We start from the raw sequence: 14,994 nt of genomic DNA, 5'->3' as shown, positions 1-14,994 counted from the left end.
GCGTCGCCGACGACTTCGGACATGGCGCTGCAACCCGCAGCTGGCGCCCGGGATCTCAACCCGCGGCAGGTGGAGAGCAATCGCCTGCTCAGTGAACGGCTTGCCGCCGTCTACAGGCTCTGGGGATACGACGAGGTGTCGCCTCCCCGGGTCGAGCGGCTGGACACCCTGGTGGCAGGGGGTGCCATCGCCAGCGGTGATGTCGTCAGACTTGTTTCGGACGACCCACTCGGCCTTCGCCCCGAGATGACCGCTTCGATCGCTCGCGCAGCCAGCACGCGGCTGGCGAGTCGGCCTCGACCTCTGCGCCTCTGGGCCTCAGGCACGGTCTTCCAGAGCCGTTCTGCCGATGAAGGCGGCATGTGCATTGAGGAGAACCTCCAGAGCGGAGTGGAGCTGTTCGGCGTCCAGGGAGTGGAAGCGGAGATGGAACTGCTGGCACTGCTGATCGCTTCGGTGTCAACCCTCGATCTGGGGGCAGGGCATCAACCGCAGCTGTTGATCGGTCACACCGCCCTGATGGATCTGGTGCTCTCTCCGTATGACGGAGTCCAAAAGGACGCCATCCGCACAGCTCTCACGCGATACGACCGCCTGGCCATTGAAGCGATGGATCTGCTGCAGGTCGATCGTGACCGGCTGCTTCGGCATCTCGACAGCCGAGGCAGACCTGACCTGCAGTTGCAGGAGCTGGAGGAACGGTTCGGCCAGCAGCCGGTGTTCGCTGATCTGAAGCGTCTCACTGACCTGCTCACGCCGGCGGCTGACGCCCAGGGTGTCTCAGTTCAGCTGGATGCCACCTTCCAGCCGATCTTCGAGCTCTACACAGGTCTTGTGTTCCAGTTGGTGTGCCAGGGGAAGGCAGCACCTGTCGTGATTGCCCGTGGAGGCCGTTATGACGATCTGGTTCGACGCTGCGGGGCGACGGGAACGGATGCGGCCGGTGTCGGGTTCAGCCTGGCGATCGATCCGATCCGAGAATTGCTCAGCGAATCCAGCGCGGGGCAAGCCGCTGAACCGGCTGTTCTGGTGGCTTATTCAGCCGGAACCGGCCTGGAGGATGCACTGCAAAGACAGCTGTCCTGGCATCAACAGGGAACACGCGCGGTGGTGGAGTTGAAACCGGTGGCTGATCGAAGCCAGGCGGAGGCGATGGCCAGGGAGCGAGGCGGGCTGCAGCTTGACTGGATCACTCCCTAAAGTCCGGGTCTCATTTGATTCCCGTTATGCCCCACACCATCGTGAGCGATGTGTGCGAAGGCGTCGCCGACTGCGTCGATGCTTGTCCCGTCGCCTGCATCGATCAGGGAGGCGGCAAGAACAGCAAGGGAACTGACTTCTACTGGATCAACTTCGACACCTGCATCGACTGCGGGATCTGTCTGCAGGTCTGCCCTGTGGAGGGGGCGATCCTGGCGGAGGAACGACCGGACCTGCAGAAGGTGAGTTGAATCACTGTCGCTCAGTTCGTGATTCCGTGAAGAGCTCCGGGTGGCTGGTGCTTCGCCATGCGAACCGGTATCAGAGCCAGAGTGAACACAAGCAGCGGGGCGTAAAGCCACAGCGGCCCCTTCTTCGTGTGCTCGACATAGGTGAGAGCGAACACAGCCCATAACCAGTGACTGCCGATGAAGTGAAGCCGCTTCCAGTTCTGCAGGCCCATCCATTTCTGGGCCTGATCCGTGGACGTCAAAGCCATCAGGGCGACGAACAGGTAGCCGAGCCCTCCGAACACCCACTGCGCCTTTGACTGATCACTGAGGAATGGTTCCGGAAAGCAGAGGGAGATCGCCAGGATCAGAGCCAGATGAACGAAGTGGGACGCTGCAAAGCTCAGACCGATCCAACGCCTGTTGCGCAGGATCCAGATGGTGAGGGGTGTTCTCCAGAGACTCTGGAGACTGGAGGCGGTGAAGGCGATCGAGAACAGAAGCAGGGAGCTGCGACCGGTGGCATCGATGCCTGTCTTGATGGAGGCCGCACTCCACCCGGCCTGCATCAGGAAGACCGCCAGTGAGAGAAGGATCAGAACGCAGACCCAAACAGTGATTCTCGGGCCGTCAACCTTCATGGCACGGTGCTCAAAACCGAATTCTGAAGCTGCGTTCTGCCCCGGATGAGCCCATCAGTACGGAGAACCACCAAGGGTGGCTCTTGAGGGAGGTCTGGGTCGATTTGTAAGGTCGGTTTTTCTCTCAGATCCTCATGTCGGTGATGGAAGAACAGGGTCAGATTCAGATCCACACCGAGAACATCTTTCCGATCATCAAGAAGGCCGTTTATTCAGGCCACGAGGTGTTCCTCAGAGAACTGGTGAGCAATGGGGTCGACGCCATCAGCAAGAGGCGGATGGCCGCCATGGCAGGCGACTGCAGCGAGGGCGATGAGGGCGCCATCCGGATCTGCGTCGACAGTGAAGCCAAAACCGTCACCATTTCCGACAACGGGATCGGAATGACGGCTGATGAGGTGAAGCGCTACATCAACCAGGTCGCCTTCTCAAGCGCTGAGGATTTCCTCCAGAAATACAAACAGGAGGACGACGCAATCATCGGCCACTTCGGCCTTGGCTTCTACTCGAGCTTCATGGTGGCTCAGCGCGTCGAGCTGGTGACGCGATCAGCCCGACCTGACAGTGAACCGGTTCGATGGAGCTGCGATGGATCTCCGAATTTCAGCATCGTCGCGGCTGAACGTGAGTCGGCCGGGACCGATGTGATTCTCCATCTGATGGAGGAGGAACTTGAATACCTTGAGCCGGCAAGAATCCGGACCTTGATCAATACCTACTGCGATTTCATGGCAGTACCGGTGCAACTCGAAGGCGAGACCATCAACAAGAGGGAGGCACCCTGGAGAAAGAGTGCTCGTGACCTTACAGATCAGGATTACATCGATCTCTACAACTATCTCTATCCCTTCCAGGGTGATCCCCTGCTGTGGGTTCATCTCAATACGGATTATCCCTACAACCTTCAGGGAATTCTTTTCTTCCCGAAACAGACTGGTCGTGCCGACTGGGAGAAGGGGGAAATCAAGTTGTACTGCAATCAGGTTTTCGTCAGCGACTCGATCAAGGAAGTTGTTCCGCGCTATCTGTTGCCGTTGCGAGGGGTGATCGATTCACCGGATATTCCCCTGAATGTGAGCCGCAGTGCCCTGCAGACAGATCGGAGAGTCCGCTCCATCGGCAGTTTCGTCGCCAAGAAAGTGGCCGATCGACTTCGCAGCCTCAAACAGGACGATCCCTCTGCCTACGCAGAAGCCTGGGAATCACTCGCCCCCTTCGTGAAGATCGGCGCGATGGAGGATGAAAAGTTCGCTGATCAGGTGTCCGAACTGATCCTGTTCGGAACATCAGCTCCGGCAGGGACAGGCGACGAGGCTGATCCTGTGGGCGCGAACGGCAGCTACTACACAACGCTCGCCGGATACCGCAGCAGACTTCCATCCGACAACAGCACCCGCATTCTCTACAGCACGGATGATGTGGCTCAGGCGGGCGCTCTGAATCTGTGGACCGCTCAGGGAGCCGAGGTCCTGAAACTCGAAACGGTGATCGACACGCAGTTCATCCCCTGGATGGAGCAGCGTCATGACGATCTGAAGTTCCAGCGGGTTGATTCCGAGCTGGATGAAAGCCTCAAGGACGACGACTCCGAGCTGGCGGATCAGGATGGCAACACCCAGTCTGAAACCCTTCGCAGTCTGATCAAGGAAGCTCTGGCCAACGACAAGGTCACCGTTCAGGTGCAGGCGCTCAAGAGTGAGGGCGCACCCCCGGCCATGATTCTTCTGCCGGAGCAGATGCGGCGGCTGAATGACATGGGAGCCCTGATGGAGCAGAGACTTCCAGGACTGCCTGATCACCATGTTCTGCTGGTGAATCGCCGCCATCCCCTCGTGGAGGGGCTTCTGAAACTCAAATCCGGCTCCGTTCTCGTGGGTTCGGCGGAGTCGTCCCCCACTGAGCGGCTATCCCGCGATCTGGCGGTTCACCTTTACGACATGGCACGACTCGGGGTCGGCGGGCTGGAACCCAACGAACTGGCCGGATTCCAGACCCGCAGCGCAACCCTGATGGGTGACCTGATGCAGAGAGGCCTCTAGCAGTCAGTCTTTGATAAGGTTGTTGTTTGGTTCCGTCCGATCGGGATCGAGCAACCTCAAGTCAGAAGGACGTCGTCATGTCACGGGTGTGTCAGCTCACGGGTACTCGCGCCAACAACGGCATGGCCGTGAGCCATTCCCACATCCGCACCAAGAAGTTGCAGCAGGCCAATCTGCAGCAACGTCGTCTCTGGTGGGCTGAGGGAAAGCGCTGGGTGAACCTGCGCATCACGACTCGCGCCCTGAAGACCATCCAGAAGAAGGGTCTTGGTGCCTATGCCAAGTCCCTTGGCATCAATCTCGCCAAGCTCTGAAGCCGCTCCGATGCAGCGCAGGGAACTGCTGATACGCACTGGTCTGCTGATGGCGGCGGTGAATCTTGGCCCGAGATCTGTTGGCGCTCTGGGAGGCACTCAGCTCTCCATAGGCGAGGCCGTGCCGACCTTCCAGCTGCCTGGATCCAGTCGCTCCGACAAAGATCGTTCCCTGTGGTCTCTCTCCGATTTCCAGGGCGAGTGGCTGGCCTTGTACTTCTATCCCCGGGATTTCACCGGTGGCTGCACGCTCGAGGCCCGCGGCTTCCAGACCATGCACCAGAGCTTCCGGGACGCGGGGGCTCAGGTGGTGGGCATCAGTGCCGACAGCGTGGATGACCACACATCCTTCTGTGACAGCGAGGAGCTGAGCTTTCCACTTCTCTCCGACCCCGACGGAACCGTGAGCAAGGCCTACGGTTCGTGGATGGCTCCCTACTCGCTGCGTCACACCTTCCTGATCGACCCCAACGGCGTTCTGCGCGAGCGGTGGGTCGCCGTTCGGCCGAACGGTCACGCGAAGGAAGTGCTGGATTCTCTTCTGAATCTTCAGAACAACACGTCTGTTTGACAAATTCGCCACCTTGATGAAAGGTGGTTATCAAATTCATGCGCGATGTAGTGAACATGGGCAGCAGTAGTTTCATCATTCTCTACCACCGCACACCTTTTGACGAAGGAACTGACGAGCAGGGAAATCGAATATGGGTGGATCAGAAAAGCCCGAATGGGATAATTCCTACGCTGAGAAATATATTCAGAGACTGTGATGACGGAACCTGGATTGCCTGGAGAAGGGTCGAACATCCCGAAACCGATGAGATCGAGCGGATCGAAATGCAGGAGCCATCACCATTCACGCTCTGCAGGATTCCGCTCCATGACACTCAGATAACCAGTTTCTACCACATCACATCCAAGGAGTCATTCTGGCCGATTCTGCATACATTTCCTACTCACTTCAACGTCAATAACGCCGACTGGTCCATCTTTGAGGAAGTGAATCTCAAATTTGCCGAGGCAGCCTGTGAGGAAGCTGCTGAGGGCGCCACGGTCTGGGTGCACGACTACAACCTCTGGCTCGCACCCGGATACATCCGGGAACGACGTCCAGATCTGAAAATCGCGTTTTTTCACCACACTCCTTTCCCGGGGAATGATGTTTTCGCGATTCTTCCGTGGCGTGAACAAATCCTCGAGAGTTTGCTCTGCTGTGATGTTGTGGGTTTTCACATCCCCCGCTACACGGAAAACTTCGCCAGAGCTGCCAGCACTCTTGTTGGAGCCAACCGCGGACCGAAGGTGCCGGTTGACAAGAAATTCATCACGGTCGGGACAGCCCTGTCAGAAGGCACCGTCACCAGTCAGCTGGAGCACAATGGACGTTGTGTTCAGTTGCTGAGTTCACCGGTGGGAACATCGCCGGATGTGATTCAGGAGCTCTCATGGAGTGCTGCTGTCGAAAATCACGGTGAACTGATCGTTCAGGACACTAAGAAGGGACGCAAGCTGATTCTTTCCGCAAGCCGGGTTGATTACACCAAGGGAAACGAAGAACTGCTGCTTGCTTACGAACGGCTGCTGGAGCGACGTCCTGATCTTCACGGGGACGTTGTGCTGATGCTGGCCTGTGTTGCAGCTGCGAGCGGCATGAAGATCTACGAGGACACCCAGCGGTCGATCGAAGAAATGGCCGGTCGCATCAATGGTCGCTTCAGCCAGATTGACTGGGTTCCGGTGCGGTTCTCCACCCGAAGGATCCCTTACGAGGAGATGATCGCCTGGTTCTGCCACGCCGATGTCTGCTGGATCACGCCACTTCGGGACGGGCTGAATCTTGTCGCCAAGGAATACGCTGCAGCCCGCCGGAACCGTGGGGGAGTCCTGGTTCTGTCGGAATTCACAGGCGCCTCTGTGGTGCTTGATGGAGCGGTGCTGACCAACCCGTACTCCAACCGACGCATGGATGAAGCCATCGAGACGGCACTGGTCATGCCGGAAGAGGAGCAGCGGGATCGGATGAGTCGGATGACTGAGGCAGTCGAGAACTACACCGTCAAAGACTGGGCCGAAGAGCAGTTGGCCGGTTTCCCTCAGGCTGTCGTTGCATGACCATCGGCCGGCGCACGCTGGCCGCTCTGCTCGGCCTCACCCTGCTGTTCAGCTTCGGGCTGGCCTGGTCCGGACAACGACAGATTCAGCGGGTCAACATCCTGATGCCGGCGCCATTCGCGGATGCCACGGCAGAGCTGGTGCAGCGGTTCAATCGTGACCATCGCGGCAGCATCGCCCTCAGAGTGACCCGCGGCCCCCGCGACACCGAGTCGATCTCCGACCTGGCCATCAGCAGTCTTCTGCTGGGCAGTCCCCCCTTCGATGCCCTGCTGATGGATGTCACCTGGCTGGCCAAGTACGCCGCCGCCGGCTGGCTTGAACCGCTTGATTCCTACTTTGAATCTCAGGAAATTGATGCACTCGTCGCGGGAGCCCGGCTTGGCAATCACTACGACGGAGTTCTTTACCGCTGGCCTCTGATCGCCGACGTGGGTCTGCTCTACTGGCGCAAAGACCTGATGGAGGCACCACCGCGCACTCCGGACCAGCTGAGCAGTGTCGGCCGCCGGCTGATGGATGACGGTGCGGTGAACAGTGGATTCGTCTGGCAGGGGCGTCAGTACGAGGGATTGAGCTGTGATTTCGTTGAGATGCTCAGTGCCTTCGGTGGCAACTGGCTGAACCCACAGACCGGTGAACCCTCGCTCAACTCATCCGAGGCGATTGAGGCCGTCGGATGGATGCGGAGCCTGATCCGTGATGGCATCAGTCCGAAGGCTGTGACCAACTATTCCGAATCCGAGTCGCTGCAGGCCTTCAAGGCAGGAGATGCCGCCCTGATGCGGAACTGGCCGTACGCCTGGGCGGAGCTTCAGAAGCCTGACAGTGCTGTGCGGGGACAGGTCGGGGTGACGCTGATGGTCCACAACGAGGGCCATCAGCCCGCTGCCACGCTCGGGAGCTGGGGGCTGAGCCTGCTGAAGGGCTCGGATCATCCACAGGCCGTGATCGAGGCGATTCGATTCCTCACATCTCCCGACGCACAGAGGGAGCGATTCCGCAATCAGGGCTACACCCCGACCGACCGATCCCTGTTCCGGGATCCCGAGATGCTGGAACTCTCACCGATCCTGCCGGACCTGGAGCAGGCCCTCAGCCACGCTGTTCCGCGACCTCCCACGCCGCTCTACGCCCAGCTCAGTGATGTGCTGCAGCGTCAGCTGAGTGGCGTGCTCACAGATGATCTGCCGGTTGATCAGGCGATGAACAAGGCACAGATCAACAGCATGACGATCGTCGAAGCCGCGGGAGGCGCCTCGTGACCTGGTTGCTGCTGACGCCGGCGCTGCTGCTGATGGCTCTCATCTTCGGATGGCCGATGCTGCGATATGCCTGGCTCAGCTTCCACGCCAACTCGGTACTGACCGGCCTGGTGCCGGTGGCCAACGGCGGTGCCAACTGGATGCGGCTGCTGGCCGACGACCGTTTCTGGCAGGACGTGCTGCAGACGAGCCGCTTCGCTCTGGTGTCCGTGACAGCCGAGCTGTTCCTCGCCCTTCTGATCGCCCTGCTGCTCGATCAGCGTTGGAGGGGGCGCGGTGCCGTGAGAGCTCTCACGCTTCTGCCCTGGGCTCTGCCGACCACGATGATGGCTCTGGGCTGGCGTTGGATCTTCAACACCCCCTACGGCCCCCTGGAAGCAGTCGCCGGGTTCGTCGGGCTGGGTCCGCTGAATCTGATGGCTTCACCGCAGTGGACCTGGCTGGCCACGGTGGTGGCCGATGTCTGGAAGACAACTCCCTTCATCACGTTGATCCTTCTGGCTGGCCTGCAGACGATTCCGGCCGATCTCTACGCAGCCTTCCGTCTGGAAGGAGGCCGCTCCATCCAGGCACTGCGGGACATCACCCTGCCGCTGCTGCTGCCGTACATCCTGCTGAGCCTGCTGTTCCGTCTGGCCCAGGCCTTCGGGGTGTTCGACCTGATTCAGGTCCTCACGGGAGGCGGACCGGCCGGGAGCACGGAGAGCCTCGCGCTGTATGCCTATTTCAACGCCATGCGGTTCCTCGATTTCGGTTACAGCGCCACGGTCATGCTGGGTGGGTTCCTGCTGCTGAGCCTCTCGATCCTGCTCGGTGCCCTGGCGCTGCGGTTCTCCGGCGCGCTGCGACCGTTGCAGCCATGAACCGACGACAACTCTGGATCAGCCTGCTGTTGCTCTGGTCACTGGCTCCGATGCTCTGGCAGCTGATCAGCTCCTTCACCACCACGGCGGCACTGGTGGATGGTGGGGTTCCGTTCCTTCAACGCTGGACCCTGATCCACTACCGCCAGTTGCTGAGCAGCGATCCACCCTTCTGGAGATTTCTGCTGAACAGCACCGTGCTGGCCTCGGCGTCCACCGTGCTCACCATCGCCCTGGCGATCCCCGCCGCCTACGGACTGGTGCGACTGCCCCAACGGTGGTTGCGCGTCAGTCGAGCCTTGATCGCCGGTGCCGCCCTCTTTCCCTATGTGCTCCTGTTTCTGGCCCTGCTGGAACTGGCCCGCAGCCTGAATCTGGGCAACAGTCTTCTCGCCCTGGCCATTCCGTATTCAGCCCTTTCCCTCCCACTGGCCCTGCTGCTGCTGACAGCAGCCTTCGAAGGCCTTCCCAGGGATCTCGATGACGCGGCAAAACTGGAAGGAATGAGCCTGGTGCAGCGGCTGCGATGGGTTCTGATTCCCCTGATCGCACCGGCGACGGCCAGCACGGCGATTCTCGTCTTCCTGTTCGCCTGGAATGAATATCCGATCGCCCTCACCTGGCTGAGCCGTAGTGAACAGCTCACCTTGCCGGTGGCGATGGCCCGCATCGCCGGTTCCTCGGTTTATTCCGTGCCCTACGGCGCTTACGCGGCTGCCACAGTGCTCGGAGCTTTGCCTCTGCTCTTGCTCGTGTTGCTGTTTCAGCGCCAGATCGTCTCCGGCCTCACCAACGGCGCGGTGAAGGGATGAGCCTGACTCTGCAATCGGTCGGCCGCCGTTACGGCGACACATGGATCCTTCAGAACCTTCACCTCGAGGTCGGTTCAGGGGAATGCCTCGCGCTGCTCGGCCCGAGCGGTTGTGGCAAGAGCACAGCCCTGCGTCTGATCGCCGGCCTTGAGACGCCCGATGAAGGCAGCATCCGGATCAATGGCGAGGTCATGAACGGCGTACCGCCGGATCGACGACGGGTGGCCATGGTCTTCCAGAGCTATGCCCTCTTCCCCCATCTCTGCATCCGGGAGAATCTGAATCTCGGACTTCGCATCCGTGGGGTGTCCCCCGATGATCAGCGCCGCAGGGTGGCGTCGATCCTCGAGGTGATGCAGCTGGGATCGCTGGCGGAACGACGGCCTTCGGAGCTGTCCGGAGGGCAACGGCAGAGGGTTGCCCTGGCACGGGCGTTGCTGCGGGATCCGCTGGTGTATCTGCTGGATGAACCGATGAGCAATCTCGACGCCCAGCTCAGGGAGGAGCTGAGGCCTGAGCTCAAGCGACTCGTTCTGCAGGGTCCACAGCCGGTGGTGTACGTGACCCACGATCAGCAAGAGGCGATGGCGCTGGCTGACCGCATCGCCGTGCTTCGCAACGGCAGGATCGAACAGATCGGAACGCCCAGGGAGTTGTACGAACGCCCGGCAACCCTGTTTGTCGCACAGTTCATCGGACGACCACAGATGAACCTGCTGCATCGGGAGACGGGATTGATCGTGGGGATCAGACCTGAGCATCTGCGACTCGATCGCGAAGGCCTCCCCTGCCGTCTGATCGGCCGGGAATGGCTGGGGGCCGGGCAGCAGCTGCTTCTGGAGTGCAGCGCAGGAACTCTGCGCATGCTCTGCGACGGCACGGTTGAGCCTGGCGACGATCTCAGGGTGTCATGGAACAGTTCCGATGAGCACAGGTTTCTGGACGGCAGCGGAACTCGAATAGCCTGATCCAGCGGTGCGCTGCGACATGTCCTGGATCAGCAGAAGTCGCTGAAATAAATGTCGATGCAGTCCGGTGATGACGTCCGCACTCTGGAGACAACGCAGTGACGTTCTGATCTGCCTTCTGATCCAGACCTTGCTGATTGTCATCGGTCAGAGCCTTCAGGGCCTGCAGCTCAAACATGGAAGCAAGACACCACAGGCACAACCAACAGTTTCAACCCTCCACAATCTCAACAACAACGACCAACAAGCTGATTCGTTCCGAGCAAAATTTGTAATAGAAACAGAGAAGGAAAATCATCAATATTGACCATTTCTGTTGATTTCTATCCTTTGGCACCCATCCCAATCCATGCATGGTGAGCATCTGTCAGGAGCAATAACCGTTGCTTAAACCGGCGGTCATCTTCCGTCCCCATCATTGAGAAGCATCCCTGTTCGACGATGGGTTCATCGGCAGCCATCCGCCCAGCAATTCTTCTTGCGGGCGTCAGTGCAGCAGGGGGAGCATCGTTCTTGCCAACGCTTCGCGTCCGATTTCCGCCAAAGAATTGAGGTCTTGCACGACCAATAACATCAGTTTCATCGAATTACCGATTGCCTTTGATGCCATCACAGTTGTCATCAATCCTGCCAACAGCTGGGCGAACAGCCTCACCATCAATGAACTCTCAAGGCTCTCGAGCAAGCAGGCTCTGGGGAAGATCAGCAAATGGAATCAAGTGAATCTTGATTTTCCTGATGTTGGCATCAAGCTGTGCGGCCCTGGCATGGATTCAGGAACGCTTGACGTCTTCAACAAGGCAGTGAATGGCTCGAAGACAAACTCCCGAACTGATTACACCTCCAGTGAAGACGACAACGTTCTTGTCAGGTTCGTGATGGAGAACAAAGATGCTCTGGCTTATTCCGTCTATGCCTACTTCAAGAACAATTTCAAGAGCCTAAAGTCTGTTGAAATCATCAATCCTGAAGGACAGGCCATTTCGCCTTCCAAGCAGACAGTCCAGAACGAAAAGTATCAACCACTGGCAAGGCCACTGTTTCTGTACGTCAACGATCAGGCCTTGAGAAAGAACAAAAAATTCCGTCAGTTCGTGAGCGACTACCTGCGCAACATCAGCTCACTGGTGAACAGCAGCAACTACATCCCCCTCCCGGATTCCACGTACCGGCTCGTGGACGCAAAGTTGTATCGCCACATTCTCGGCACAAGCTTCGGTGGTGATCTGCCAGTGGGGCTGACCATCGGCCAGGCCATCGATCGCAGTTTCGATCAACACAAAACATCCGCTCACCGTTGAAGAAAGTGCTCCAGCATGCGGCCATGGGCTGAAGCCTGGGTTCGGATCTGCTCGATGGTCTGAGGATCGGCGGGTGAGTCAGCTGCGGCCAGCCACTGGCTGAGGATGCTTGCTGCCGTCGGCAGCTTGTCCAGTTTCAGCCAGGGCACATCGGCCATCTCCGCAGCAGCTTCCACTTTCGGGTCGTAACTCAGGGCCGCCATGGGGCAACCGGTCAGCCTGGCGAGAATCAGCGCATGCAGGCGCATGGGCACCACCAGCCTCGCCTTGCGCACGGTCGCGAAAACAGTTTCGACGCTGCGCGGCACGATCGTTGAGCTGCGGGCCGCGAGAGACGCAGGGATCAGACCACGCTCCTTCAGCGCATCAAACAGCACGGCATCCTGATGTTGGTGAAATGCGAGCCAGCGAACAGGGGCCTGCAGCTGTTCCGCCAGATCATCGAGAGCCGAGAGGAGCACGGACCAACCGGAGTCATCCAGCAGGGAGGTCGGTCTCCAGCAGACGACGATCGAAACGCCTCCAGACCAGGACTGCGGCGGCATCTGCCAGACCGGATCAGGGGCCATCTGCGCTGGCAGTCGGGGAGCCCAGCGCCTGGAACGCTCCAGGGAAATGCGATCACGCCAACTGGCGGCTGTGCACAGAGGCAGCACCTTCCGCACCAGCCACCGACTGGTCGGTCTGTTCAAGGGGCCTAGCCCCTGTCCCCAGAGAAGAATCGGTCGGCTCTGAATCCTTGCCGTCACGATCAGCAGCAGGTAATAGATCAGGCTCCGCAGGCTGGTGCTGTCCTGCAGCAGGCTTCCGCCGCCGAGAATCAGGGCATCGGCCTGGCCCACGGCCGCGAGCACGGAGCCCAGCGATCGACGGGCCACACAGTCCGCCATCGGCGCCAGTGCCCGCAACGCCTGCTGATCGTTCGCAGTGATCAGCAGGCTGAAGCTGGCAGGGATCTGCTGAAGCAGCACCAGCAGCAGGGCATCATCCCCGAGGTTGTTCTCCCCGTAGTAACCGCACAGAAGCAGGGTGCGCGTGCCGGTCCCAGCCACGGTCATCGCCCTGCAAACAGGCTCATTATCCGGCAGTTCCCATCATTAGGGTGTCGCCATGCATGAGCTTTCCTTCGGAACCTGGTGGATTCACATCGCTTCAGTGATCGAGTGGATCCTGGCGATCGTTCTGATCCAGCGGCGGGGCCTGAACGGACTGGCCCTGGCCATGCTTCCCGCCCTGGTGAGCGCCATGGCCGCCTGCACCTGGCACCTGTTTGATAACAGCGAAGCTCTGCGCGGACTCGTGCTGCTTCAGGCCAGCCTGACATTGCTGGGCAACGTTGTTCTGGCACTGGCCGCTCTGCAGCTGAAGCGTCGCGCGGCGACCTGATGCCCATGGACCTCGATCCCGCTCCCCTTTTCGCCCTGTCTCTGCCGCCCTACCTGCTGTTTCTGCACTGGCTGCGACAAAGCGACGCACTGCCTCCTCTGGCGCTCTGGGGCTTCCGGCTCACCCTGCTCTTCGTGCTGGTGACGATCGGCGCGGCGATTGTGGCGCTGCGCTGCTGCAACGCGGAACTCGTGGAGATCGATGCCCTCCACGGGGGCGCGGAAGCTTTTCTCACACTCGGAAACGCCGTTCTGGTGATCGGGCTGATCCAGCGGCATCAAGGGTGAATAACTCTTAAGAGTGCAGTTCACAACAGTGATGACCTCGGATGATGGATCGTCGCTCCACGCCTTGCATGCTGACCCCTCTCCTCGCTATCGCCCCTGCAACCGTCTCCTGGTCTCCAAAGGTTGCCCTGGTGATGATTGCCTGCAACGTGATTGCCATCGCAATCGGCAAGGCAACAATCAAGCACCCGAACGAAGGTGCTCAACTCCCCAATCCCGCCTTCTTCGGCGGCATGGGCCGCGCTGCCATGCTGGCCACCACCAGCCTTGGCCACGTGATGGGCATCGGCGCCATCCAGGGTCTTGCTGCCCGCGGCGTTCTCTGATTCAGAACAGTCCGTCCTGAGGGAGCTGCCCCCACCGGCACTCCCTCAGATCAGATAAGGAAGCAGACGCGGCCCGTAGCGTTCGAACCTGTAGTCGAACAGAAGCTGCGACAGGTCTTCTGCGTCTGCCTGTCTGGAGAGCCCCTCGATCAGACGAAGCATCCGCCGATCCGCACGGGGAGTATTCAAACCCCACCAGGTGCGTCGAGCCAGACGTCCACTGATGCCCCAACGCCAGCCCAGACGGCGGCGCAACCGAGAGGAGTAGTGGGAGATCAAGGCATCCCGCTTCTGAGGATGAGCCCTCTCATCGCTCATGACGGCCGCCAGCAGATCGGAACTCCGAAGAGCGTGACGAAGTCCCTCTCCACCGAGAAGGTTGCAGGTTCCTGCCGCATCACCGACCGCGATCAGAGCACCACGTCCCATGCTGTGGTCCCGACGGACTGTGCTGGAGACCAAACCGCCGTGGCGATCCAGCACCGGCAGGCTGTCGAGGTCACAGTGCTGAATCAGGCGCCGGAGACTGGAACCGAGGGCATGGCCACGGCGTGACAAGGGAGGTGGCAACCGGCAGATTCCCACCTTCAGACGATGCTGATCCATGGGGAACACCCATCCGTAGCCGTGAGAAACCCAGCGTGAGCCGAGAAAGAAACTGAGCCGATCCCGCCACGGAGCCGAACGGCGGTCATCCGCCTGAAGCAGCCATTCGACGCCCTCACCCTTCAGCAGGGGATCCTCCCGGGTCTCCACGGGCACCCCCGCCTGACGCAACAGAATCCGCTGAGAGCCCGTGGCATCCACCAGCCATCGGACGGTCCGGCGATCTGAGGCGCTGCGACCGGAGCGCAGCTCCACCGTGGCGCAATCGTCCTGCAGCTGTTGCAGCGCAACCCTGCTGCCGGTGATCAAATGGACCCCCGCACGGCAGGCCTGCTCCCACAGTGCGGCCCGAAGGCGTCCGAAATCGAGCACGACACCAAGATCATCGACAGCCCACCACTGGTGAGTCGCACCCTCTGGATCGTGCAGCTGCCAACCGTTCCAGCGACTGCCCCAGCAATCGTTCGGAATCCCGAGCTGGAGAGCGTCCCGCATCGGCACGGCCGCACTGGAATAGGCGTTGCGGTAGGGGTCGCTCAGGGGATCCACCAACATCACCTGCTCCCCGGCCTGGGCGAGATGGATCGCCAGCCGCGCTCCAGCAGGTCCGGCGCCGGCGACGAGAACCGTCATCGCTTCAGTGC

18 protein-coding genes are annotated in these 14,994 nt (G+C 60.2%); 15 read left to right on the top strand and 3 right to left on the bottom strand.

The annotated features are described in order from the left end of the window. Nucleotides 1-21 precede the first annotated feature (21 nt). The gene (locus SynA15127_RS06390) at nt 22-1,200 is read left to right on the top strand and encodes an ATP phosphoribosyltransferase regulatory subunit (protein ID WP_186485460.1); all 1,179 of its coding nucleotides are present in this window, start codon (nt 22-24) and stop codon (nt 1,198-1,200) included. A 26-nt stretch (nt 1,201-1,226) separates the two neighbouring features. Next, complete coding sequence (locus SynA15127_RS06385) at nt 1,227-1,451, top strand: ferredoxin family protein (protein WP_043691056.1); 225 nt, start codon at nt 1,227-1,229, stop codon at nt 1,449-1,451. A gap of 11 nt (nt 1,452-1,462) precedes the next feature. Here the strand turns inward: SynA15127_RS06385 and SynA15127_RS06380 are convergent, their stop codons facing one another. Next, nucleotides 1,463-2,071: a ferric reductase-like transmembrane domain-containing protein gene (locus SynA15127_RS06380; RefSeq protein ID WP_186485459.1), complete on the bottom strand. Its 609-nt coding sequence runs from the start codon at nt 2,069-2,071 to the stop codon at nt 1,463-1,465. Nucleotides 2,072-2,205: 134 nt separating this feature from the next. Between SynA15127_RS06380 and htpG the strand changes: the two genes are divergently transcribed. The 10 genes from htpG (at nt 2,206) to SynA15127_RS06330 (ending at nt 11,745) form a co-directional block, all read left to right on the top strand. After that, complete coding sequence (gene htpG, locus SynA15127_RS06375) at nt 2,206-4,110, top strand: molecular chaperone HtpG (protein WP_186485458.1); 1,905 nt, start codon at nt 2,206-2,208, stop codon at nt 4,108-4,110. A 77-nt stretch (nt 4,111-4,187) separates the two neighbouring features. Then, a complete protein-coding gene (rpmB, locus tag SynA15127_RS06370) occupies nt 4,188-4,424 on the top strand; it encodes a 50S ribosomal protein L28 (RefSeq protein WP_043691050.1) in 237 nt (78 codons plus the stop codon). 10 nt (nt 4,425-4,434) lie between these two features. Next, entirely contained in the window at nt 4,435-4,995 is a 561-nt protein-coding gene (locus SynA15127_RS06365) for a peroxiredoxin (protein ID WP_186485457.1), read from the top strand. 56 nt (nt 4,996-5,051) lie between these two features. After that, on the top strand, nt 5,052-6,536 hold the full coding sequence (gene ggpS / locus SynA15127_RS06360) for a glucosylglycerol-phosphate synthase (protein WP_186485609.1): 1,485 nt from the start codon (nt 5,052-5,054) through the stop codon (nt 6,534-6,536). Further along, the gene (locus SynA15127_RS06355; protein WP_186485456.1) at nt 6,533-7,801 is read left to right on the top strand and encodes an ABC transporter substrate-binding protein; all 1,269 of its coding nucleotides are present in this window, start codon (nt 6,533-6,535) and stop codon (nt 7,799-7,801) included. Before ggpS ends, SynA15127_RS06355 begins: the two co-directional genes overlap by 4 nt. Continuing rightward, nucleotides 7,798-8,664, top strand: coding sequence for a carbohydrate ABC transporter permease (locus SynA15127_RS06350; protein WP_186485455.1), 867 nt, complete (start codon nt 7,798-7,800; stop codon nt 8,662-8,664). Before SynA15127_RS06355 ends, SynA15127_RS06350 begins: the two co-directional genes overlap by 4 nt. Then, nucleotides 8,661-9,476: a carbohydrate ABC transporter permease gene (locus SynA15127_RS06345; RefSeq protein ID WP_186485454.1), complete on the top strand. Its 816-nt coding sequence runs from the start codon at nt 8,661-8,663 to the stop codon at nt 9,474-9,476. Before SynA15127_RS06350 ends, SynA15127_RS06345 begins: the two co-directional genes overlap by 4 nt. Beyond that, entirely contained in the window at nt 9,473-10,444 is a 972-nt protein-coding gene (locus tag SynA15127_RS06340; protein ID WP_186485453.1) for an ABC transporter ATP-binding protein, read from the top strand. Before SynA15127_RS06345 ends, SynA15127_RS06340 begins: the two co-directional genes overlap by 4 nt. Nucleotides 10,445-10,514: 70 nt before the next feature. Further along, complete coding sequence (locus SynA15127_RS06335) at nt 10,515-10,751, top strand: hypothetical protein (RefSeq protein WP_186485452.1); 237 nt, start codon at nt 10,515-10,517, stop codon at nt 10,749-10,751. Between the two features lie 124 nt (nt 10,752-10,875). Then, nucleotides 10,876-11,745, top strand: coding sequence for a substrate-binding domain-containing protein (locus SynA15127_RS06330; RefSeq protein WP_186485608.1), 870 nt, complete (start codon nt 10,876-10,878; stop codon nt 11,743-11,745). Here the strand turns inward: SynA15127_RS06330 and csaB are convergent. Beyond that, nucleotides 11,736-12,803, bottom strand: a complete 1,068-nt coding sequence (csaB, locus tag SynA15127_RS06325; protein WP_186485451.1) for a polysaccharide pyruvyl transferase CsaB — start codon at nt 12,801-12,803, stop codon at nt 11,736-11,738. The genes SynA15127_RS06330 and csaB overlap by 10 nt on opposite strands. A 52-nt stretch (nt 12,804-12,855) precedes the next feature. Between csaB and SynA15127_RS06320 the strand changes: the two genes are divergently transcribed. The 3 genes from SynA15127_RS06320 to psaK all read left to right on the top strand — a co-directional run bounded on the left by SynA15127_RS06320 (nt 12,856) and on the right by psaK (nt 13,744). Next, nucleotides 12,856-13,131 carry a DUF2499 domain-containing protein gene (locus tag SynA15127_RS06320; RefSeq protein WP_043691035.1) on the top strand — a complete coding sequence of 92 codons (276 nt, stop codon included), beginning with the start codon at nt 12,856-12,858 and terminating at the stop codon, nt 13,129-13,131. A 5-nt stretch (nt 13,132-13,136) separates the two neighbouring features. Further along, the gene (locus SynA15127_RS06315) at nt 13,137-13,418 is read left to right on the top strand and encodes a DUF3593 domain-containing protein (protein WP_052378285.1); all 282 of its coding nucleotides are present in this window, start codon (nt 13,137-13,139) and stop codon (nt 13,416-13,418) included. 68 nt (nt 13,419-13,486) lie between these two features. Beyond that, complete coding sequence (gene psaK / locus SynA15127_RS06310; protein ID WP_186485450.1) at nt 13,487-13,744, top strand: photosystem I reaction center subunit PsaK; 258 nt, start codon at nt 13,487-13,489, stop codon at nt 13,742-13,744. Between the two features lie 45 nt (nt 13,745-13,789). On the opposite strand, the gene SynA15127_RS06305 is transcribed toward psaK, so the two are convergent. Continuing rightward, nucleotides 13,790-14,983 carry an NAD(P)/FAD-dependent oxidoreductase gene (locus SynA15127_RS06305; RefSeq protein WP_186485449.1) on the bottom strand — a complete coding sequence of 398 codons (1,194 nt, stop codon included), beginning with the start codon at nt 14,981-14,983 and terminating at the stop codon, nt 13,790-13,792. Between the last annotated feature and the right edge of the window lie 11 nt (nt 14,984-14,994).

It is taken from the genome of Synechococcus sp. A15-127, from assembly GCF_014280215.1.
GTDB lineage: Bacteria > Cyanobacteriota > Cyanobacteriia > PCC-6307 > Cyanobiaceae > Parasynechococcus.
Note: the sequence above shows the minus strand (reverse complement) of the source record. Positions and strands in the feature narration are given on the sequence as shown.